The organism is Streptomyces griseus subsp. griseus (assembly GCF_000720255.1).
In the GTDB taxonomy this organism is placed as follows: domain Bacteria; phylum Actinomycetota; class Actinomycetes; order Streptomycetales; family Streptomycetaceae; genus Streptomyces; species Streptomyces griseus_I.
Window position 1 is genome coordinate 466,946 of sequence record NZ_JOJE01000003.1, and the last position, 22,022, is coordinate 488,967.

A 22,022-nucleotide genomic window follows, 5' to 3' on the forward strand; every position below is an offset into this window, starting at 1 on the left:
GTGACTTCGCCTGCATCGACGGACAGTGTTCCGCCCCAGCTCAGCGCGGGGCCGCGCCCCGCACCGGGACCGGCCGCCGACGAGGGGCTGGCGCGGCGGCTGCGTGCGCTCGCCTGCACGGCGCCGATCCACGACCTCGACGCACGCAAGGCCAACCTCGCCGGCGAGTACTCGGTGTACGGCATGGCCGAGATCGCCCTCGCCGCGATCGACCTGGTCACCCTGAACATGGACTTCGACACGGGTGCCGACCACGACCAGATCGTCGCCCGCCTCCTGCCGCGCATCGCCGCCCAGGCCCCGCAGCGTCCCGTCGCCGAGCACGAGCGGGTGGCCCGCTGGGTCCTGGAGAACCTGATCAACGTCGGCAGCGTCGACCGCGGCTTCCGCGCCGTGTACGGCACCTTCGCCCCCGACGGCAGCTACGTGCGTCGTGACTACGACTTCAAGCTGATCGAGGAGGTGCCCGGGTACGGCGGCAGTGTCTACCTCCGTACGACGGACGAGGCCGTCAACGTCCTCGTCGGCGCCCTCGACACCGACGTCACCAGCGCGCAGATCGCCGCCGAGGTCAAACTGGAGGTGCTGATCAGCCGCGGCCGGCTCGCCGATGCCCAACTGGCGGCCGAGCAGGCCCGGTACCGCACCGTGCAGTACTCCGAGACCCTGCGCAGGGCCCTGGAGGCCACCCGGCGCAACGTCCGCGCGGTGGACTGGCTCAACGCGGTCCCCGACATGATCGCCGAGGCACTCGACCACGTCGCCGACCGCTACCGCCACGAGAACGCCATCCTCACCAACATCCGCAAGGCCCGCGACGAGTCCGAGGACCCGGAGAACAAGCGGCGCGCCGCCGAGCTCGTCGACATCGTCAAGGACTGCATCCGCCGGCACACGCAGCTCCAGTCCCGGCTGCTGGAGGCGGGCCCCCTGTTCCGCGCCGAACAGGACCGGCAGGCCTTCGCCACACCCATGACGGCGTCGGGGATAGACCTGTACGGACACCTCGTCGCGCCCGTCCTCCCACTGCCCCTGGAGCAGGCCCTCCGGGTGACCGACGCGTTCTTCGCGCGCGGGACCGGGTTGCGTACGCCGGTGTCCGTGCGGGTGGGTGATCTCGTCGACATACTGCTGACGCCGCCGATGGAGCGGGAGCACCTCGGGGCGGAGATGCCCGAGCCGGACCTCATCGCCACGCCGGACGACAGCCGCTTCAGCGAGGAGCAACTGGCGGCGGCGATGGAACTGCTGGACCTGCCCGCGGACGCGCCGCGACGACTGTCGGGGTTGCTCGCACAGGCCCGCCGGTCCGACCCCGACCTGCCGTACCTGGTGGCGCTGTTGGCCGTGCACGCCGCCAGTCCGCCGGTGGGAACGGCGTACCGGCAGGGCGAGGGGAAGCTGTTGTTCGCCGTGGACGACGGGACGGAGCTGGAGGACCCCGAGTTCGGTGGGGCGGATCTGATCGTGGGGACGGCGTTGCTGGACGCGGTGGGGATGGCGGCGGATCGGACGGAGGCGGCGTGATGCCGTCGTTCGGACGCGGGTCGTCCGCGGCTCGTCGCGCCCACGCGGCGGAGCCGCACCGGTCACTGCCCCGCGCCCCTCGGTGTCTCGGCCCCGTTCTCAAGAGCAAGGAGTTGCAGTCGTGAGTGAGCACGTCGAGTGGAGTGACGCGGAGGCCCCGGCGCCGTCGGCGTCCGCCGCCGTCACACCCGCGGACGCCGCTGACGCGGCGCGGCTCGTCGCCTTCGGGCTCCAGCCGAAGCTGCAGCCCGCGCGCGACCAGGAGTACACGGAGCTGCTGCGGCGCTACCGGGAGGATCCGCCGTTCGCGCGGCTCGCGGACGCCGTGGCGGCCGGGCTGGGCCTCGTCGTGCTGGAGGTGTCCCCCCGCGCGGGGATGGCCGTGACCGCGGCGGAGGACTCCGTGTTCGCCGTGCGCATGGGTGACTACGCCCGCCGTACCTCCGCCGACTCCGGCGACCGGTTCCTGCACGGGCTGGCCCACCTCGCGGTCGCCGCCATGGCGTTCCCGCGTCCGGAGGACCTCGCCGACGACGGGTACATCGGGCGGGTCAGCGTCAACGGGGTCGACGCGTTCGTCCGGCAGGCTTGCCATCGGCTGGAGGAACGCGCCGAACAGCAGGGCGAGAACACCGACCCCGCCACCGAGGCGCCCGGCCTGGAGGCCGCCTGGCGGATCTGGGCCAGGCGCAGCTCCACCGGTGCCACCAAGGACGCCCGGAGACTGGCGGGTTCCACCACGGGCATCGTCGGCAAGGCCGTCGCGTTCCTCACCGACTCCGGCTTCCTCCAGCGGACCGGCGACGACAACGGCGGCACGTACCGGACGACGGCGCGGTACCAGCTCCAGGTGCGCGACATGGCAGGAGGCGCCGCCATGGCCGAACTGCTCGAGCTGGGCGTGGTCCCGGTGACCGACGGCACGCCGACACTGCTGCCCGCCGAGGAAACCGACGACCTGGACCTGGTGGCCGACGCCGGACTGCCGTTCCACTCCTGAACCGCCCGGAGGCGTCTGCCGCTCCCCGAGCTCTCGCCGAGCTCACCGAGCCCTGAGGCTTCCGAGCTGCCGAACCCCCCTGATCTGCCGAAGATTTACGAGAGTCCGCCATGTACGAGCTGTCCCGGGTCCGCCTCTACTCCATCGGACCCGCCGGTGCGCGCTACGCCGACACCGTGCTTGACCTGCGAGGTGTGGGCGACGTCGTGCCCGATCCCGCCCCCATGCAGGCGGAGTTCTTCGAGGATGAGCCCGTCGGCCCGCCCCGCCGGCCCGCGCCCGCCGGTGTGCTCTTCCTGGAGAACGGCGGCGGCAAGTCCGTACTGCTCAAGCTGATCTTCTCGGTGATGCTGCCGGGCCACCGCAACACCCTGGGCGGCGCCAGTTCCGGCGTGCTGCGCAAGTTCCTGCTCGCCGACGACTGCGGACACGTGGCGCTGGAGTGGCAGCACGTGCTGACCGGTGAGTGCGTGGTCGTCGGCAAGGTGAGCGAGTGGCGCGGGCGCCAGGTGTCCAATGATCCCCGGAAGTTCGCAGAGGCCTGGTACTCGTTCCGGCCCGGGCCCGGACTGACCCTGGACAACCTGCCCGTCGCCGAGTCCACCACCGTACGGCCGCCCGTGGAGGGCCAGTCGGGTGCGCAGGGCCGCCGGCGCACCATGAAGGGATTCCGGGACGCCCTCACCGAGTCCGGCAAGGCGTACCCGTACCTGGAGGTGCACTGGGAGGACATCCATGACCGCTGGATCGAGCACCTCGGCGATCTCGGCCTCGACCCGGAACTCTTCCGCTACCAGCGCGAGATGAACGCCGACGAGGGCGAGGCCGCCGGCCTCTTCGCGGTCAAGAAGGACTCCGACTTCACCGACCTGCTGCTGCGCGCCGTGACGGACACGCGCGACACGGATGGCCTCGCCGACCTCGTCAGCGGCTTCGGCAACAAACTGGGCCGACGCGCCGAACTGATCGCCGAACGGGACTTCACCGCCGGGTCCGTCGACCTGCTCGGGCGGATCGTCGAGGCCGCCGAGGCCCGCTCACGCGCGCGTGACATCCACACCGCCGCCGAGCGCCGCACCCGCACCCTGGCCCGGCGCCTGTCCGCGCGTGCCGTACGGGAACGCGCGCGGGCCACCGACCTCGCCCAACGGGTCACGGCCGCCGCCTACGCCGTCACACAGGCCGAGGGGGCCCGTGAGCGCAGCGCGCTGATCGCCGCCGAAATCGCCTACCGTCACGCCTCGTTGGCGCTCGCCGCCGCCGAGAAGTCCGCCGCTGCCCAGAAGCGCGAACTCGCCGACGCGCGCACCCTGCACTCCGCCTGGCAGGCCGCCGAGGCCGCCCTGCGCCATCGCGCCGCCGCCGACCGCGTCGCCCGGGTGTCCGCCGCGATCCAGGAGGCCGAGCGGGACGCCGCCCCGGCGCTCGCCGCGCGCTCCAAAGCCGCCGTCGACCTCGTACGAGCCCTGCACGCGGCTGCCGAACGGGCCGAGAGCCACGCCAACGAGGAGGAGGAGCGGTCCGCCTCCCTCCAGGAGGTCAGCGACTCGGCCTACCGTGACTCCACGTCCGCCGCGACCGACGCCCAGCGCGCCCGCAGCGAGGTCGGCCATCTGCGCCAGCGCCTGACCGAGGTCGAGCAGGAGACCGCCGAGGCGGTGCGCGCCGGCTGGCTCGACGACAGCGCGCCCGACGCCGACCCCGCGCGCGCGGCCCTCGCGGCCAGTGACGCCGAGAAGGCCGCCGTCGCCGCCTGGGACACCGCGCGGGAGGTCTCCCGCCGGGCCACCGAGCACGCCCGCGAGGCCGCCTCGGCCGAGTCCCGCGCGGAGCTCACGGCGGCCCGCGCGGCCGACGCGGCGACCGCGGCCGAACGGTCCTACGAGGCCGAGCGGCGGACCGCCGAGGGGCTGGCGGCCGAGGAACGGCTGGCAGAGCTGCTGAGCCTGCCCGGCGGCTCCGGGGAGGGCCGGGGCGGAGTACCCGCCCCCAGGTCCGAGGCCGACGGCGTAAGGGGCGGCACGGGCACCCGCACGGGTGCCGGGGCCGACGGACCGGGCGACCCGGCGGAAGGGACGCAGGCCGCATTTGCGGGAGGGGCGGAGGACGCGTCGGCCGACCGCCACTCCGACACCCGGTCCACGGCCGGGCGGATCGGCGGCGACGGCTCCAACCATCCGGCAGGCGCCTCAGGCACTCCCCGCCCCGCCGAAGGCCTGCTCACCCCCGAAGACCTGGACCGCTTCGCCGACGAGCTGCGCGAACTCCTCGACGACGGCGTCTCCTCCGCCGAGCGCCAGCTGTTCGAGCTGCGCACCGCCGCCGCTGACGACGCCCGCATCCTCGGCGCCCTCGGTGACGGCGGACTGCTGCCGCCCGGCCCGGACGTGCTGGCCACCGTCGAGTTCCTCGGCGAGCACGGCATCCCCGCATTGCCCGGCTGGCGCTACCTCGCCCAGGCCGTCGACCCCACCGACCACGCGCGCGTCCTGGCCGCCCGCCCCGAGCTGGTCGACGGCGTGATCATCACCGACCCGGACTCGCACGCGCGAGCCCGCGAGGCGCTGGGCGACGCCGCGCTGCTGCCGCGCTCCGCCGTGGCGGTCGGTACGGCGGCAGCCCTGCTCGCACCGACCCCGGCACCGGACTCGGACACCGGCGACGTCTTCCTCGTGCCGCCGAACCCGGCCATGCACGACGAACACGCCGCCGACGAGGAGCGCCAGGCGCTGCGCGCGCGGGCGACGGAGCGCGACGAGGAGATCCGCACGCTGGCCGCACGGCTCGGCAAGGACCGTGAGCTGGCGGCGCGACTCGCCTCGTGGCGCACCGGCTGCCCCGCGGGCCGGCTGCTGGAACTGTCCGAGACCGCCCATCAGGCGCGGGCCTTCGCGGAGGAGGCCGAGGCAGAGCTCGCCGAGGCACGGACCGTGCGGGCCGAGGCGGACGAAGCCGCCGCCGAGGCCGCCCAGGTGCGGGACGAGCGCCAGGAGGCCGCGCAGAAGGCCCGGCGCGCCGCCGACGCCCTCGCAGGGCTCGCCTTCCGGCTGCGTGAGCGGGCCGGCTGGCAGGTCAAGCTGCGCGAACTCGCCGACGAGGCCACCGAGTCGGAGGCCCGTGCCCAGTCCTGCCTGGAGCGTGCGCGCGCGGCCGACGAGGACCGGCGCGCCGCCCAGCGCGCCGCCGACGACACCCGCCGCACCGCGCGTGCGCTGCGCGCCGAGCGTTCCGAGATCGCCGGTGCCCCGGACGACGTACCGGAAGACGACACGGACGGCCCGAAGGGGTCGCTGCCCGCCCTCCGCGAGGCCTACCGGGCCGCCTCACAGGTCTACGAGAAGGTCGGCGTCGGCGCCGATCTGCGGGCCGAACAAGCCCGCGCGGAGAGCGACGAGAGCGCGGCGCGGGCCGAACTGGACCGGCTGAGCAACAAGGTCCGCACCCGCGCCGAGCAACTGCTCCAGTCGCCCGACGGGTCCGATGGACCGTCCCGGCAGGCCGCCGCCGCACGCGCGGAGGAACTGGTGCAGCTCCTGGAGACCCGCATGTCCAGCGCGAGCGAGCAGCTCGGGCGGCTGCGCGGCGAGGCCGAGCGGCACGCGCCCGAGGACGGCCAGGCCCACACCGAGCTCCCCGATGACCAGCAGCCGCGCGACGCCGAACACGCCCAGGCACTCCTGCGCACCGCGACCGCCGAACTCGCCTCCCGCACCGAGGCGTTGGCGCAGGCGCGGGACGCGCACGGTGAGCTGCTCGACGCCCACCGCGCCGCCGAGGACGCCGTCGGCGGCTTCGAGGAGACCGCCGTGATGCTCCGCGATCTGTTGCGCGAGCACACTCCGGAGGAGGATCAGGAGACGCCGGAGCCCTACCCCGGCACCCTCGATGAGGCCCGGCACTCGGCCGCCGAGACCCGGCGTTCCCTGCGTGGCTGCGCCGCCGACCTGTCCGCCGCCGAATCGGCGGTGCGCGAGGCGAGTGACGTCCTCGTCCGCCACGCCAACTCCACGCGCTACGAACAGGTCCGCACCCCCGCGCGACAGCAGATCCGTGAGCTGCCCGCCTCCGCCCTGCCCGAGCACGCCCAGAAGTGGGCCGATGCCTTCGCACCCCGACTGCGCGTCCTCACCGACGAGTTGGCGCAGCTGGAGCGCAACCGGGACTCGATCGTCGACCGTCTCAGAGGGCTGGTCGAGTCGGCACTCGCCACGCTCAGGTCCGCCCAGCGGCTCTCCCGCCTTCCGGAAGGCCTCGGCGAGTGGTCCGGACAGGAGTTCCTGCGCATCCGCTTCGAGGAGCCCGACCAGGCGACCCTCATCGAACGGCTCGGCGAGGTCATCGACGAGGCGACCCGCGCGGCCGTGAAGAAGAACTCCGACCTGCGGCGCGACGGAATGTCGATGCTGCTGCGGGGCGTGGCCGCCGCGCTCCAGCCGAAGGGCGTCGCCGTCGAGATCCTCAAGCCGGACGCCGTACTGCGCGCCGAGCGCGTACCCGTCGGGCAGATGGGCGACGTGTTCTCCGGCGGTCAGCTGCTCACCGCCGCCATCGCCCTGTACTGCACGATGGCCGCCCTCAGGAGCAACGACCGGGGCCGTGACAAGCACCGTCACGCCGGCACGCTGTTCCTGGACAACCCCATCGGGCGAGCCAACGCGACCTACCTGCTGGAGCTCCAGCGCGCGGTCTCGGACGCACTCGGCGTGCAACTCCTGTACACCACCGGCCTGTTCGACACGACCGCGCTGGCCGAGTTCCCGTTGGTCATCCGGCTGCGCAACGATGCCGACCTGCGGGCCGGCCTGAAGTACATCAGCGTCGAGGAGCACCTCCGTCCCGGGCTGCCTCAGGCTGCCGCCGGTGAAGCAGGCCACAGTGAGATCACCGCGACGCGGATGTACAAGCGCCCGGCGCCGAGCGCCCCGTAACCGGTGCAGCGCGTCAGGGGTGTGACAACTGTCCCGCCCCGCCGGACCGGCGTATCCGCTCCTGGGCCCGCTCGGCGGCACGCTCCTGCCGATGGGCGCGGCGCCGCTCGCGGCGCAGGGCCCGCGCCGTGCTGCTGGGCGCCGACACCACGCCGTTGCGCTGCTTCCAGACCTGCCGCGTCACCCACACGTCCAGCGCGCCCCAGGTGGCCACCACCGTGCTCACCACGCTGCTGATCACCATCGGGAACGCCAGCCAGGAGCCCGCCATCGTGCACAGGAAGGCCACCATCGCCTGAAGCAGTGTCACGGCGATGATCAGCACCGCGCGCACCGCCGCCGTGCGTACCGGGTCGGGCAGCCGACGTCGCCGTGCGGGCTCCTCGACCCACAACGGCCGGTAGGACGGCCTGGCCTGACTCACACTCCGCTGCCCGCGGCCGGATGCTGGAATGTCGCGATCCGGTGCCTCGGTCATCCGTTCTGCCGTCGCATGCGCCGTCACGCCGCGCGTCGGCGCCTCGTGCCGCTCCGCCGTGCCCATCAAGGTGTCACTCCCCACCGCCAGCAGACCGCTCGCCCCGGCCCGAAAGGACCGGCTCCCCAGTGGCTGCCCGGCTTGCGCTGTTTTACGCCGCCCGGGTGCGGCACACGGCACCTGTGGCCGATTCCGCCCCCAACTCCCGTAGAGAAGGACGAACAACGCGACCTGATGATTCCCGCGGAAGGAAAAATTCTGGCCAACTGCTCGGACGAGCCGCTCGGTTCCGGACACGTGACAGTCGCCCGATTCGGGGCCGTAATCTCCCGTAATGGCGGGACAACTCCGTATGTCTTGTCGCGGGTGCGGAAGTTCAGGTTCCGGACCGCCCTTCGAGTTACCTGTGCGTCGGTAGTAGGCTCGCGCCGTTTGTTGACGCACATGTGTACCCCCTGGATGGTGGGGGTTGAGCTGGGGGAGGCCATGCGCTTTCGCGGGAAGTCCATCCGCCGGAAGATCGTGGCGCTGCTTCTCGTGCCGCTGGTGTCCCTGACGGCCATCTGGGGCTTCGCCACGGTACTCACGGGGCGAGAGGCGGGGCGGCTGTTCAACGTCTCCGACGTGGTGGAGAAGATCAGCTACCCGGTCGAGGACACCGTCCGGGACATCCAGGAGGAACGCCGCCAGACCCTCGTCTACCTGGCCGACCCCAGGGCAGCCAACGCCCTCGCCGCACTCCGTCACACCCGGACCGGCACGGACGAAGCCGTCGCCGAGATCCGCCGCAACTCCAAGGACTCGGATGTGCGCGACGCCCTGGACCAGGATGACGGCGAAAGCCTGACCGCCGTCCTGGACGCCTTCGACGGCCTCGACTCCCTGCGCCGCAGCGTCGAGGAGGGCACCGTCACCCGCTCCCAGGCCCTGGACCTCTACAACCGTCTGATCGATCCCTGCTACGCCCTGCTGTCCAACCTGGACGTCGTCGACAGCGTGGAGATGGACAAGCAGTACCGCGCCCTCGTGAACATCGCCCGGGCCCGTGAACTGCTCTCCCAGGAAGACGCCCTCCTCGGCTCCGCCCTGGTCGTGGGCCGGCTCACCCGCGACGAGATCCGTCACGTCTCGGACCTCGAGGCACAGCGAGAAGCCGTCTACGACGTCAGCCTCACGCAACTGCCCACCGCGGAGCGCGAACGGTACGACCGCTTCTGGAAGAACGCCACCACCGCCCCGCTGCGGACGGCCGAGCAGTCCGCGATCGCCGCCAAGCCCGGCAGCATGCCCCGCGGCGTCACCGCCAAGATCTGGGACACCACGGCCGGAAACGTTCTCGACGAACTCGCCACCCTTGACGACCAGGCCAACGACCGCTACCAGGACCGTGTCCGCCCCGTTGCCATCGGCGTCATCGTCCAGGCGGTCGCCGTGGGCGTCCTCGGGCTGATCGCCCTGCTGGTCTCGCTCTTCCTGTCCGTACGTATTGGCCGCACCCTCATCCGTGACCTGCGGCAGCTGCGTCTTGAGGCACACGAGGCGTCGGGCATCCGGCTGCCCAGCGTGATGCGCCGCCTCTCCGCCGGTGAACAGGTCGACGTGGAGACCGAGGTTCCGCGTCTGGAGTACGACAGGAACGAGATCGGCGAGGTCGGCCAAGCCCTCAACACCCTGCAACGCGCCGCCGTCGAGGCCGCCGTCAAGCAGGCCGAGCTGCGCTCCGGCGTCTCCGAGGTCTTCGTCAACCTCGCCCGCCGCAGCCAGGTCCTCCTGCACAAGCAGCTCACCCTGCTCGACACCATGGAGCGCAGGACCGAGGACACCGAGGAACTCGCCGACCTCTTCCGCCTCGACCACCTGACCACCCGCATGCGCCGGCACGCCGAGGGTCTCGTCATCCTCTCGGGCGCCGCCCCCTCCCGGCAGTGGCGCAAGCCCGTCCAGCTCATGGACGTCGTCCGGGCCGCGGTCGCCGAGGTCGAGGACTACGAACGCATCGAGGTCCGCCGTCTGCCGCGGGTCGCCGTCACCGGACCGGCCGTCGCGGACCTCACCCACCTCGTCGCCGAACTTCTCGAGAACGCCACCGTGTTCTCCCCGCCACACACAGCAGTCCAGGTCCTGGGCGAGCGGGTGGCCAACGGCTTCACCCTGGAGATCCACGACCGTGGTCTCGGCATGGCGGCCGAGGCACTCATGGACGCCAACCTCCGCCTCGCCGAGACCCCTGAGTTCGAACTCTCCGACACCGACCGGCTCGGACTGTTCGTCGTCAGCCGGCTCGCCCAGCGACAGAACGTCCGGGTCTCGCTCCAGCCGTCCCCGTACGGCGGGACCACCGCCGTCGTCTTCATTCCCGACGCGCTGCTCACCGACGACGTCCCGGACACCAACGGCATCGGCTTTCGCCTCGACCGGCCCCGGCCCGCCAAGGAGGCCGAGCCCGTCGAGAGCCGCAGGGCCGCACTCACCCAGGTGCCCGGCCTGCGCCCCGGCCTGCCCGCCTCGCTCCTCGACGGCCCCGTCGAACTGGAGGCCCCGGTCGACCTGGACGCCCTCGCCGGCTTCCCCGACCCCCTCGACGAGGAGGACGGGGAGCGCGGCGCGCTCTTCCGGCCGCGCCACTCCGACGCCCACGTCGACGCGACGTCGACCGGCCACCCCGACGAGCCCGGTCGACGACTCCCCGGCACGAGTGGTTCGGCCGGGGCAGCCGGCACCGACTCGGGTGCCGGTGCCCCCGTACCGCTGCCGCAACGGCGAACGCCCAAGCTCGTCAGTTCGCACGGACGCCCGGTCACCGACCAGCGGTCCCGCCGGGAGGAGGCGGCCGAGGAGGCCGCGACGCATCCCGGCCCCCGACGCCCGGAGGCGGAGACAGGGGCGGGGATGCCCGCTCCGCTGCCGACCCGCCGACGCGGCGCGGAGGCGTCCCTCCGTCGAGGGCCCGGGGGGCCCGACCGCACCGCTCAGGGCGCCGAGTCGGCCTACCCCGGCCGCGGCGCGGAAGAGCCTTCGGAGGCCCCCTCCCCGCCCAGTCGCACCAGGCGTCCCGCGATCGCGCCCGGCGCCTCGGAAGAAACGAACCACCGCCCCGAGCGCGCGCCGTACGAGACCGGCCACGGATCCGGCTCGTACGGGACCGGCCACCGGCCCGCGACCGAAGCGGCCGGAGGGGAGCCCGCGCCTCACGAGGCAGGCTCCGGCCCAGGGGCGCTGCCCCGACGCGTACGCCAGGCGAACCTGGCCCCGCAGCTGAAGAAGGGCACCGGACGACGCACCGAGGAGAGCGCGGAGCTCGTCGAGCGCGACGCCGACGAGGTGCGCAGCCGAATGGCCTCGCTCCAGCGCGGCTGGCAGCGCGGCCGCGCAGAGAACGCCGCGGGCGACGACGCCCACAGCGGCACAGCACCACAAGGAACGAACAAGGGGGACGGTCGATGACCGCACCAAAGGCGACCGGCCACAGCGCGACCAACACGGGCGAGCTGAACTGGCTTCTCGACGACCTCGTCGACCGCGTCGCCAGCATCCGCAAGGCCCTCGTGCTCTCCGGCGACGGCCTGCCGACCGGGGTGTCCAGGGACCTGACCAGGGAGGACAGCGAGCACCTCGCCGCCGTCGCCTCCGGCTTCCACAGCCTCGCCAAGGGCGTGGGACGCCACTTCGAGGCGGGCAACGTCCGGCAGACCGTGGTCGAACTCGACGAGGCCTTCCTCTTCGTGACGGCCGCCGGTGACGGCAGTTGCCTCGCCGTCCTGGCCGACGCCGACTCGGATGTCGGCCAGGTGGCGTACGAGATGACCCTCCTGGTCAAGCGGGTCGGCGTACATCTGGCTGCCGCCCCGCGTACCGATCTGCCCTCGGGCGGGTAGTGGGATGGCATGAGCGCAGACGGTCAGGGAAGAAGTCACTGGTTCGACGACGAAGCCGGACCGGTCGTCCGCCCGTACGCCATGACGCGCGGCCGCACCACCAGTGCGGGCCAGCACCGCCTCGACTTGATCGCGGTGGTCGTCGCGGAACCTCATGTGGACGATCCGGAGGCCGACCCCAGCCTGTCCCCGGAACACGTGGACATCGTCGACCTGTGCCGTGACACTCCGCAGTCGGTCGCCGAACTGGCGGCCGACCTCAACCTGCCCATCGGCGTGGTACGGGTCCTCGTCGGGGACCTCGTGGACGCGGAACTCGTCCATGTGAACCGGCCCGTGCCCCCTGCCGAACTGCCGGACGAGAGTATTCTGCGCGACGTGATCAACGGCCTGCGAGCGCTGTGAGCGGCGCGGAAGCGGGGTGAGGACGTGACGGGCTGGCAGTTCTGGGTCGACAGGGGTGGCACCTTCACCGACATCGTCGCGCGGCGCCCGGACGGCCGGCTCCTGACGCACAAGCTGTTGTCGGAGAACCCGGCGCGGTACGCCGACGCGGCGGTCGCGGGAGTACACGCACTCCTGGACGGCTCCTCCGAGCCCGTCGACGTGGTGCGGATGGGCACCACCGTCGCCACCAACGCCCTCCTGGAGCGCAAGGGCGAGCGGACCGTGCTGGTCGTCACCCGCGGTTTCCGCGACGCCCTGCGCATCGCCTACCAGAACCGGCCCCACATCTTCGCCCGCCGCATCGACCTCCCCGAACTGCTCCACGAACGGGTCGTCGAGGTCGACGAGCGCATCGCCGCCGACGGCACCGTCCTGCGTCCACCGGACCTGGACGCCCTCGCCGGCCCCCTCGAAGACGCCTACGACGCCGGCATCCGCGCCGTCGCCGTGGTCTGTCTCCACAGCCACCTCCACCCCGCCCACGAGAAGGCCGTCGGCGCGCTGGCCGCCCGGATCGGCTTCCCGCAGATCTCGCTGTCCAGCGAGGTCAGCCCGCTGATGAAGCTCGTCCCGCGCGGGGACACCGCAGTCGTCGATGCCTACCTCTCGCCCGTGCTGCGCCGCTACGTCCAGCACGTCGCCGACGAGCTCGAAGGCGTACGGCTGATGTTCATGCAGTCCAACGGCGGACTCACGGAAGCCGGGCAGTTCCGCGGCAAGGACGCCATCCTGTCCGGGCCCGCGGGCGGCATCGTCGGCATGGCCCGCATGTCGCAGCTCGCCGGCTTCGACCGCGTCATCGGCTTCGACATGGGCGGAACCTCCACCGACGTCTCCCATTTCGCGGGTGAGTACGAACGCGTCTTCACCACGCGGATCGCGGGAGTCCGGCTGCGCGCGCCCATGTTGGACATCCACACCGTCGCGGCCGGAGGAGGCTCCGTCCTCCATTTCGACGGCTCCCGTTACCGGGTGGGGCCGGACTCGGCGGGCGCGGACCCGGGCCCCGCCTGCTACCGCGGCGGCGGCCCGCTCGCCGTCACCGACGCCAACGTCATGCTCGGGCGGATCCAGCCCGCGCATTTCCCCAAGGTCTTCGGCCCCGACGGCGATCAGCGCCTCGACGAGGGACTCGTCCGCGACCGCTTCACCGCCCTGGCGCGCGAGATCCGCGACCGCACGGGCGACGACCGCACCCCCGAGCAGGTCGCCGAGGGCTTTCTCCAGATCGCGGTGGCCAACATCGCCAACGCCGTGAAACGCATCTCCGTGCAGAAGGGGCACGACGTCACTCGCTACGCCCTCACCACCTTCGGCGGAGCCGGAGGCCAGCACGCCTGCATGGTCGCCGACTCGCTCGGCATCCGCACCGTCCTCGTGCCGCCCATGGCCGGTGTCCTCTCCGCCCTCGGCATCGGCCTCGCCGACACCACGGCCATGCGCGAACAGTCCGTGGAGGCACCCCTCGAGCCCGCCACGATGCCCGCCGTCCTCAAGACGGCCGACGACCTCGAGGCCGCGGCCCGCGCCGAGCTCCTCGCCGAGGACGTCCCAGGGGGCTCCGTCCACGTCACCCGCCGCGCCCAGCTGCGCTACGACGGCACCGACACCACCCTCACCGTCGAGCTGACCGAGCCCGACCCGATGAGGCACGCCTTCGAAGAACGTCATCGCGCCACGTACTCCTTCACGCTCGACCGCCCGATCGTCGTCGAAGCGCTCTCCGTGGAAGCCACCGGCATCACCCCAACCCCCGATCTCTCCGCCCTCGCCCCGTACGAAGGCCACTTCGCCACGCCCGGAACCGTCCACCTGCACACGGGCGGCGCCTGGCGCGACGTACCCCTCCACCGCCGCGAGGAACTGCCTCCCGGCGAGACCGTCACCGGACCCGCGATCATCACCGAGGCCAGTGCGACGACCGTCGTCGACGACGGCTGGCAGGCCGCGGCGACCGACGACGGGCATCTGGTCATGGAACGCGCGGCGATCACGGAGAGTTCCGGTCTCGACACACAAGCCGACCCGGTTCTGCTTGAGGTCTTCAACAACCTCTTCATGTCGATCGCCGAGCAGATGGGTGCCCGACTGGAGTCCACCGCCCAGTCCGTCAACATCAAGGAACGGCTGGACTTCTCCTGCGCCCTCTTCGACCCCGACGGAAACCTGGTGGCCAACGCCCCGCACATCCCCGTCCACCTGGGCTCGATGGGCACGACCGTCAAAGAGGTCATCCGGCGCCGAAGTACCGGAATGCGGCCCGGGGACACCTACGCGGTCAACGACCCGTACCACGGCGGCACCCACCTCCCGGACGTCACCGTCATCACCCCCGTGTTCGAGACGCACAGCCCCACAGCTTCCTCGAACACAAAGAGTCACCGAATCCTCTTCTACGTTGCCTCCCGCGGCCATCACGCCGAGATCGGCGGCATCGCCCCCGGCTCGATGCCGGCGAACAGCCGCACCATCGAGGAGGAGGGCGTGCTCTTCGACAACTGGCTGCTCGCCGAGAACGGCCGCCTCCGAGAGCGGGAGACGCTTCGCCTGCTCAGCGAGGCGCCCCACCCCTCCCGCAACCCCAGGACCAACCTCGCCGACCTGAGGGCTCAGATCGCCGCCAACCAGAAAGGCGTCGACGAGGTCGGCCGCATGATCCAGAACTTCGGCCTCGATGTCGTCCAGGCCTACATGAAGCACGTCCAGGACAACGCAGAGGAGGCCGTGCGCCGCGTCATCGACGCCCTGGACGACGGTGAGTACGCCTACGAGACCGACTCGGGTGCCGTCATCCGCGTACGCGTGCGCGTGGACCGCGAGAACCGGTCGGCGACCGTCGACTTCACCGGCACGTCAGCACAGCTGGACACCAACTTCAACGCGCCCTCCGCAGTCGTCAACGCGGCCGTCCTGTACGTCTTCCGCACCCTGGTGGACGACGACATCCCGCTCAACGACGGCTGTCTGCGCCCGCTGCGGATCATCGTGCCGGCCGGCTCCCTGCTGGCACCCGAGCCACCCGCCGCCGTCGTCGCAGGCAACGTCGAGACCTCGCAGGCGATCACCGGTGCCCTCTACGCGGCGCTCGGCGTCCAGGCCGAGGGATCCGGCACCATGAACAACGTCACCTTCGGCAACCAGAACCACCAGTACTACGAGACCGTCGCCTCCGGCTCCGGCGCGGGCGACGGCTTCCCCGGCGCGAGCGTCGTCCAGACCCACATGACCAACTCGCGGCTCACCGACCCCGAAGTCCTGGAGTCGCGACTGCCCGTCCAGCTCGACGAGTTCGCCCTCCGGTGCGGCAGCGGCGGCGATGGACGATGGCGAGGCGGGGACGGAGCGGTCCGACGCATCCGATTCCACGAACCCATGACCGTCTCCACGCTCTCCCAGCACCGCAGGGTCCCCCCGTACGGCATGGCGGGCGGTGGGCCCGGCGCCCTGGGGGCCAACCGTGTGGAACGGGCGGACGGCACCGTGGTCGAACTGCGCGGTAGCGACTCGGCGGACGTCGGCCCCGACGACGTACTCGTCATCGAAACCCCCGGCGGCGGAGGCTATGGCCCACCGCCGCACGACCCCCATCAAGCAGGAGAACAGATCGATGATCTTCGGGCGTTCTGAGCGCGGCAAGCCTCCGGTCGAGCCCGTCACGCTCAAGATCCTGGTGGCCGGCGGATTCGGAGTGGGCAAGACCACCCTCGTCGGCGCGGTCAGCGAGATCAGACCGCTGCGCACCGAGGAGTACCTCACCGAGGCCGGCCGCCCGGTCGACGACACCAGCGGCGTGGAGGGCAAGCACACCACCACCGTCGCCATGGACTTCGGTCGCATCACGCTGCGCGAGGACCTGGTGCTGTACCTCTTCGGAACCCCCGGCCAGGAGCGCTTCTGGTTCATGTGGGACGAACTCTCCGAGGGAGCGCTCGGCGCCGTCGTGCTCGCGGACACCCGCCGCCTGGAGGACTGCTTCGCCGCGGTCGACTACTTCGAGCGGCGCTCCATACCCTTCGTCATCGGCGTCAACTGCTTCGAGGGCGCCGCCCATTACCCGGCGGGGGACATCCGCCAGGCACTCGACCTGGACGACGACGTACCGCTCCTGCTGTGCGACGCCCGCGACCGTGAGTCGGTCAAGGACGTGCTCATCGGCGTCGTCGAGCACGCGATGGAATATGGGGCCGAGCGCCGTCAGAGCGTCACGAGCTGAGCCGACGTGCCGGCACAACCACACGGCCGCGGCCCGTACCCCGACGACCGGGGTACGGGCCGCGTCCCGGAAACGACCCGCGCGCGTGTCTAGCTCTGACCGTCCTCCAGCCAGCCGAAGCTCTTCTCCACGGCCTTCTTCCAGTTCTGGTACTCACGGTCACGCACCGACGCCTCCATCGACGGCGTCCACGTGACGTCTTCCTTCCAGTGCGCCTTGAGCTCGTCGAGGTCGTTCCACACCCCGGTGGCGAGCCCAGCGGCGTAGGCGGCGCCCAGGCACGTCGTCTCGGAGACCTTCGGACGGATCACCGGCACGTCGAGCACGTCCGCCTGGTGCTGCATGAGCAGGTTGTTCTTCGTCATGCCGCCGTCCACCTTCAGGGTGGTGATGTGCACCCCGGAGTCCTGGAACATGGCGTCGACGACCTCACGGGTCTGCCAGCTGGTCGCCTCGAGCACCGCGCGCGCGAGATGCGCCTTGGTGACGTACCGGGTGAGGCCGGTGATGACGCCGCGCGCGTCGGAGCGCCAGTACGGCGCGAAGAGTCCCGAGAAGGCGGGCACGATGTACGCGCCGCCGTTGTCCTCGACGCTCTCCGCCAGCGGCTCGATCTCGTCGGCGGTACGGATGATGCCCAGCTGGTCGCGGAACCACTGCACCAGCGCGCCCGTGATGGCGATCGCTCCCTCCAGGCAGTAGACGGGCGGTTCCGTGCCGATCTTGTACCCCATCGTCGTCAGCAGCCCGCTCTTCGACGGCACCGGGCGGCTGCCGGTGTTCAGCAGCAGGAAGCTGCCGGTGCCGTACGTGTTCTTCGCCGTTCCCACGTCGTAGCAGGCCTGCCCGAAGACGGCCGCCTGCTGGTCGCCCAGAGCCGAGGCGACGGGGACGCCGGCGAGCTGGCCCACGGCCGTCCCGTACACCTCCGAGGACGACTTGATCTCGGGCAGTACGGCCGCGGGCACGTTCATCGCGTTCAGGATGGACTCGTCCCACTCGAGGCTCTCCAGGTTCATCAGCATGGTCCGGCCGGCGTTGGTCACGTCGGTGACGTGATGTCCGCCGTCCGTGCCGCCGGTGAGGTTCCAGATGAGCCAGGAGTCGATGGTGCCGAAGGCGATCTCGCCGTTCTCCGCACGGGTCCTGAGGCCGGGCACGTTGTCGAGCAGCCACGCGGCCTTGGGCCCGGAGAAGTAGCTGGCCAGCGGCAGGCCGGTCTGTTCGCGGAAACGGTCCTGTCCGTCCGATCCGCCCAGTTCGTTGCACAGCGCCGCAGTGCGCGTGTCCTGCCATACGATCGCGTTGTGCACGGGCTTGCCCGTCGCACGGTCCCACAGGACCGTCGTCTCGCGCTGGTTGGTGATGCCGAGCGCGCTCAATTGGTCGGCGCGCAGCCCGGCCTTGGCTATCGCCCCCGCGACCACCGCCTGCACCTTGGCCCAGATCTCGGTGGCGTCGTGCTCCACCCAGCCGGGCTTGGGGAAGATCTGGCGGTGCTCGCGCTGGTCCACTGCGACGATCGCACCGTTCTGATCGAAGACGATGCAGCGGCTCGAGGTGGTGCCCTGGTCGATCGCGGCGACGTACTTCTCGGCGTTGTCCGTCATGGCTACCCCTTGGCTGAGTCAGATGGCTGCGTTGTGGATTTCGGAATCGGCAGGAAGGTGTGCACGATGCCCATGCCCGCGACGTGTCGGTTGTCGCCGACCGGCGCCGGAGTGGGCAGCACCGGGAACCGCGAGCACACCGAAGCGGAACAGGATCGCTGTTCCGATCGACTCGCCGACGCGAATGTCTCCGTTGCTCATGGCGGCTCCTTCGCCCCGACCCGGGGCAATCGGCCCGATTCCTCGTGCAGGGTGCGTTTTCCATGGCGACTTCAGCCGAAGGCAGGGTTCCTCGCATCCCGCCCGGCGTCCGTGACGAGCGTGCCGTCGCATCCGCAATTCGCCCGTGGGAGACGGGCCCGAAAGCAGAGGGCCCGTGCGGCGCAGTGGCGGAATGCGCCGAATCTGGATGGCGATTCCACTGACACCGGGAGCGTTCGACATCGGCGCGCCCAAAGGGCGTCAAGGTCGCCGACACCAACGGTCGAGAGGCAGAGGACGGACGCTTTTTTCTCAGATTCGCACAGACGGCGGCGGGGCGCCTGCCGAGCATGAGGCCGCCGATACGAGGGCCTTTCCGGTGATCGTTCGAGTCTGTGACGGGGTGCCGGGCCTGGGCAGCGACTTCCAGGCCTGCTTCAGGGGCGCCAGACAAGCCTCCGCCTATCGGTGGTCCGCGACGCTGCCGGGGGCGCACGGAACACTGGCGTGGACAACATGACGTCCGCCGGCCGCCCGGGCGCAGTTCGCGGGATGTTCACGCACCACTCTCGCTCAGTCACACAGCGTAGGTCCGCCGTCGGCCTCATCGCACGGCGATCACCGCCGACCCGTGCCCGAAGAGCCCCTGGTTCGCCGTGATGCCCACCCGCGCGCCCGCCACCTGTCGGTCGCCGGCGGTGCCCCGCAACTGCCAGGTCACCTCGCAGACCTGAGCGATCGCCTGCGCCGGCACCGCCTCCCCGAAGGATGCCAGTCCGCCGCTCATGTTCACGGGTATGCGGCCTCCCGGCGCCGTAGCGCCGTCCCGCAGGAGCTTCGCGCCTTCGCCCTCACCGCACAGCCCCAGATCCTCGTACCACTGCAGCTCCAGGGCGGTGGACAGGTCGTAGACCTCCGCCAGGGACAGGTCCTCGGGCCCGATGCCGGCCTCCTCGTAGGCGACCCGCGCGATGGAGGCCCGGAACGTCTCGGGGGCGGGCTCCACCGCCACCGCGGAGTCCGTCGCCAGGTCCGGCAGGTCGAGCACCGTGTTGGGGTAGCGCGGCGTCACGGTGGACACCGCGCGGATCCGCACGGGATCGGCCGCGCCGTGCCGGCGGGCGAACTCCATGCCGGTAAGGACCAGCGCCGCGCCGCCGTCCGAAGTCGCGCAGATGTCGAGGAGCCGCAGCGGATCGGCGACCACCGCCGAGGCGGCGACCTCCTCGGCGGTCACCCGCGCGCGGTAACGCGCGTACCTGTTCAGCGCCCCCATGGCGGAGTTCTTCACCTTCACTTGGGCGAAGTCCTCCGGAGTGTCCCCGTGGACCGCCATACGCCGGCGCGCGTACAGCCCGAAATACGCCGGATTGGTCGCCCCGAGCACTCGGAAGCGCAGCCAGTCGGGATCGTCGGGCCGGTCCCCGCCCGCCGGCCTGAAGAACCCCTTGGGCGCGGCGTCCGCGCCCACCACCAGCACCACGTCTGCCAGGCCCGCGAGGATCTGCGCCCGCGCTGTGTTGATCGCCTGTGCGCCCGAAGCGCACGCCGCGTAGACACTCGCGACGCGAGCTCCCTGCCAGCCCAGCGCCTTCGCGAATGTCGCCCCGGCCACATACCCGGGGTAGCCGCCGCGAACGGTGTCCGCGCCGACGACCGAGTCGACGTCCCGCCAGTCCAGGCCGGCGTCGGCGAGCGCCGCGCGGGCCGCCGCCACTCCGTACTCGACGAAACCGCGTCCCCATTTGCCCCAGGGATGCATGCCCGCGCCGAGCACCGCCACCTCACCTGTCATGCCTCCACCCCCGTCGGCCGCCACTGCCAGGTCGTCCAGACCGTCTCCGCGTCCTCGAAGAGCACGCCGGGGACGGCCTCCACCTGCATGCCCACCGCCAGACCGGCGACGGTGACCCCGGGAACCGCCTGTCCCAGCACCACGATCCGCTCGGACTCCAGCTCCACAGCGATCAACGCGTACGGCTCCCAAGGAAGTTCCGGATTGGTCACATAGGGTGACGGAGGGCGATACCGGCTGTCCGTGTACGACCAGACACGCCCGTGCCGGGAGAGAGGTACCTCCTCCAGAGCGCCGCCCGGGCACCCGGGGTTGCGGCAGTGCACCTCCTCGCGCGGGAAGAACACCGAGGCGCAGGCCGAGCAGCGGGTACCGAGGAGCCTGAAGTCGTCCCCGTCGCCGGCGAACCATCCGGTGACCACGGGTTTGCGAATCCGCACCAAAGCACCTCCTGAAAAGCGGAAACTGACGATGCGTCAGAACTGCTCCACGACAGAAGTGTGCCACCGGCCCAGGAAATTGGGCAGGCAGGAGACATGACACGACGCTTTCGCGCAGCACGCGGTCTGATCACCGCCCTCACCGCCCTGCTGGCGATGACGGCGACCTCCACCACCGCCCGGGCCACGACCGACCCCAAGGCGCCCCGAGGCTTCGTGGCCCTGAGAACCGTCGACCCGACGATCCTCCAGGAGATGCGCTACTTCACCCCGCACAACTTCGTGGGGGAGCGCATCGACGGCTACCGGCAACCCCTCTGCTTCCTTACCCGCCCCGCCGCCGAAGCACTTCACCAGGCGCAGACGCGGTTGACGCACAAGGGCTTCACCCTCAAGGTCTACGACTGCTACCGGCCGCAGCGCGCCGTGAACCACTTCGTCCGCTGGGCGGAGAACCTCGACGACCAGGCCATGAAGCCCGAGTTCTACCCGAACGTCGACAAGAGCCGGCTGTTCGACGACGGATACATCGCCGAGAAGTCCGGACACAGCCGCGGCTCGACCCTTGACCTCACCATCGTGAAACTCCCCGCCCGGCCCACCCGGCCCTACGTTCCCGGCGAACCCCTGGTGCCCTGCTACGCACCCCGGGACCAGCGCTTCCCCGACAACTCCGTCGACATGGGCACCGGTTTCGACTGCTTCGACACCCTCGCCCACACCCTCGATCCGCGCATCCAGGGACAGCAACGCGCCAACCGGTTGCTCCTCAGGACCACCCTGGAGGGGCTCGGCTTCGTGAACCTCGCCGAGGAGTGGTGGCACTACACCTTCAAACCGGAGCCGTACCCGGACACCTACTTCGACTTCCCCGTGGCCTACTCATCCCTCCCCAAGCTCCCCTGACCTGCGAAGAAACGTCATTCGGCCGCCTGAGCGAAACGCCCTCCCCGTGATCGGATACAGTCCGCCGCGTGTCCGAAACTCAGCACTCCACCCCCAACTCCGCAGCGGGCTCCCACTGTTCCAGCTGCGGCGCGCCCTACGGAGAGGGCGTCTCCGGCTGGCCCCGCACCTGCCCGGCCTGCCACACCGTGGCCTACCGCAACCCGCTGCCCGTGGCGGTCGCACTCCAGCCCGTGTACGACACACAGGGCACCGCCCTCGTCGTCATCACCCGAACCATCGCGCCCGCGCGCGGGGGCATCGCTCTGCCCGGCGGCTTCATCGACGACCGCGAGGACTGGCGGCACGCGGTCGTCCGCGAACTGAACGAGGAGACCGGCATCGACGCCGCGAGCCGGGACGTGCGGCTCGTCGACGCCATGAGCTCCCCCGACGGCCACCTCCTGTTGTTCGGCCTCCTGCCGGAACGCCCCGCAGCGGGCCTTCCCACCTCGACGGCCACCGGCGAGACGGAGGGCTGGCACCTGCTCCGCAGGCCGGAGGAGCTCGCCTTCCCTCTGCACACCGTGGCCGTACGCGCGTGGTTCGAGGGACGGTACTGA

Annotated in this window: 15 protein-coding genes; 10 read left to right on the plus strand and 5 right to left on the minus strand. The window is 71.4% G+C overall.

What is annotated here, in order from left to right:
- The 3 genes from IG99_RS07160 (at position 1) to IG99_RS07170 (ending at position 7,455) form a co-directional block, all read left to right on the plus strand.
- Positions 1-1,527 (plus strand): hypothetical protein, encoded by a 1,527-nt coding sequence (locus tag IG99_RS07160; protein ID WP_037670906.1) that lies wholly within the window; start codon positions 1-3, stop codon positions 1,525-1,527.
- Positions 1,528-1,648: 121 nt separating this feature from the next.
- Positions 1,649-2,527, plus strand: a complete 879-nt coding sequence (locus IG99_RS07165; RefSeq protein ID WP_037670908.1) for a hypothetical protein — start codon at positions 1,649-1,651, stop codon at positions 2,525-2,527.
- Positions 2,528-2,637: 110 nt separating this feature from the next.
- The gene (locus IG99_RS07170; RefSeq protein WP_037670909.1) at positions 2,638-7,455 is read left to right on the plus strand and encodes a hypothetical protein; all 4,818 of its coding nucleotides are present in this window, start codon (positions 2,638-2,640) and stop codon (positions 7,453-7,455) included.
- Between the two features lie 13 nt (positions 7,456-7,468).
- Here the strand turns inward: IG99_RS07170 and IG99_RS07175 are convergent, their stop codons facing one another.
- A complete protein-coding gene (locus IG99_RS07175) occupies positions 7,469-7,999 on the minus strand; it encodes a hypothetical protein (protein ID WP_037670911.1) in 531 nt (176 codons plus the stop codon).
- A 420-nt stretch (positions 8,000-8,419) separates the two neighbouring features.
- Between IG99_RS07175 and IG99_RS07180 the strand changes: the two genes are divergently transcribed.
- Genes IG99_RS07180 through IG99_RS07200 form a run of 5 tightly spaced genes read left to right on the plus strand, consistent with a single transcriptional unit; the run spans position 8,420 to position 16,468 of the window.
- Positions 8,420-11,377 carry a nitrate- and nitrite sensing domain-containing protein gene (locus IG99_RS07180; RefSeq protein WP_037670913.1) on the plus strand — a complete coding sequence of 986 codons (2,958 nt, stop codon included), beginning with the start codon at positions 8,420-8,422 and terminating at the stop codon, positions 11,375-11,377.
- On the plus strand, positions 11,374-11,808 hold the full coding sequence (locus IG99_RS07185) for a roadblock/LC7 domain-containing protein (protein WP_037670916.1): 435 nt from the start codon (positions 11,374-11,376) through the stop codon (positions 11,806-11,808). Before IG99_RS07180 ends, IG99_RS07185 begins: the two co-directional genes overlap by 4 nt.
- 9 nt (positions 11,809-11,817) lie before the next feature.
- Positions 11,818-12,213 (plus strand): DUF742 domain-containing protein, encoded by a 396-nt coding sequence (locus IG99_RS07190; RefSeq protein WP_037670917.1) that lies wholly within the window; start codon positions 11,818-11,820, stop codon positions 12,211-12,213.
- 24 nt (positions 12,214-12,237) lie between these two features.
- Positions 12,238-15,882: a hydantoinase B/oxoprolinase family protein gene (locus IG99_RS07195; protein ID WP_037670919.1), complete on the plus strand. Its 3,645-nt coding sequence runs from the start codon at positions 12,238-12,240 to the stop codon at positions 15,880-15,882.
- On the plus strand, positions 15,863-16,468 hold the full coding sequence (locus tag IG99_RS07200; RefSeq protein WP_037670920.1) for a GTP-binding protein: 606 nt from the start codon (positions 15,863-15,865) through the stop codon (positions 16,466-16,468). Before IG99_RS07195 ends, IG99_RS07200 begins: the two co-directional genes overlap by 20 nt.
- A gap of 89 nt (positions 16,469-16,557) precedes the next feature.
- Here the strand turns inward: IG99_RS07200 and glpK are convergent, their stop codons facing one another.
- The 4 genes from glpK to IG99_RS07215 form a co-directional block, all read right to left on the minus strand.
- Entirely contained in the window at positions 16,558-18,078 is a 1,521-nt protein-coding gene (gene glpK / locus IG99_RS07205; RefSeq protein WP_037670922.1) for a glycerol kinase GlpK, read from the minus strand.
- Between the two features lie 18 nt (positions 18,079-18,096).
- Positions 18,097-18,279, minus strand: coding sequence for a hypothetical protein (locus IG99_RS48625; RefSeq protein WP_158973140.1), 183 nt, complete (start codon positions 18,277-18,279; stop codon positions 18,097-18,099).
- A gap of 604 nt (positions 18,280-18,883) precedes the next feature.
- A complete protein-coding gene (locus IG99_RS07210; RefSeq protein ID WP_037671023.1) occupies positions 18,884-20,074 on the minus strand; it encodes a lipid-transfer protein in 1,191 nt (396 codons plus the stop codon).
- On the minus strand, positions 20,071-20,496 hold the full coding sequence (locus tag IG99_RS07215; protein WP_037670924.1) for a Zn-ribbon domain-containing OB-fold protein: 426 nt from the start codon (positions 20,494-20,496) through the stop codon (positions 20,071-20,073). The genes IG99_RS07210 and IG99_RS07215 overlap by 4 nt, the downstream gene beginning before the upstream one ends.
- A gap of 114 nt (positions 20,497-20,610) precedes the next feature.
- Here IG99_RS07215 and IG99_RS07220 point away from each other — a divergent pair, with 114 nt between their 5' ends.
- Positions 20,611-21,420, plus strand: a complete 810-nt coding sequence (locus tag IG99_RS07220) for a M15 family metallopeptidase (RefSeq protein WP_037670926.1) — start codon at positions 20,611-20,613, stop codon at positions 21,418-21,420.
- Positions 21,421-21,488: 68 nt separating this feature from the next.
- Positions 21,489-22,022 carry an NUDIX domain-containing protein gene (locus IG99_RS07225; protein ID WP_037670929.1) on the plus strand — a complete coding sequence of 178 codons (534 nt, stop codon included), beginning with the start codon at positions 21,489-21,491 and terminating at the stop codon, positions 22,020-22,022.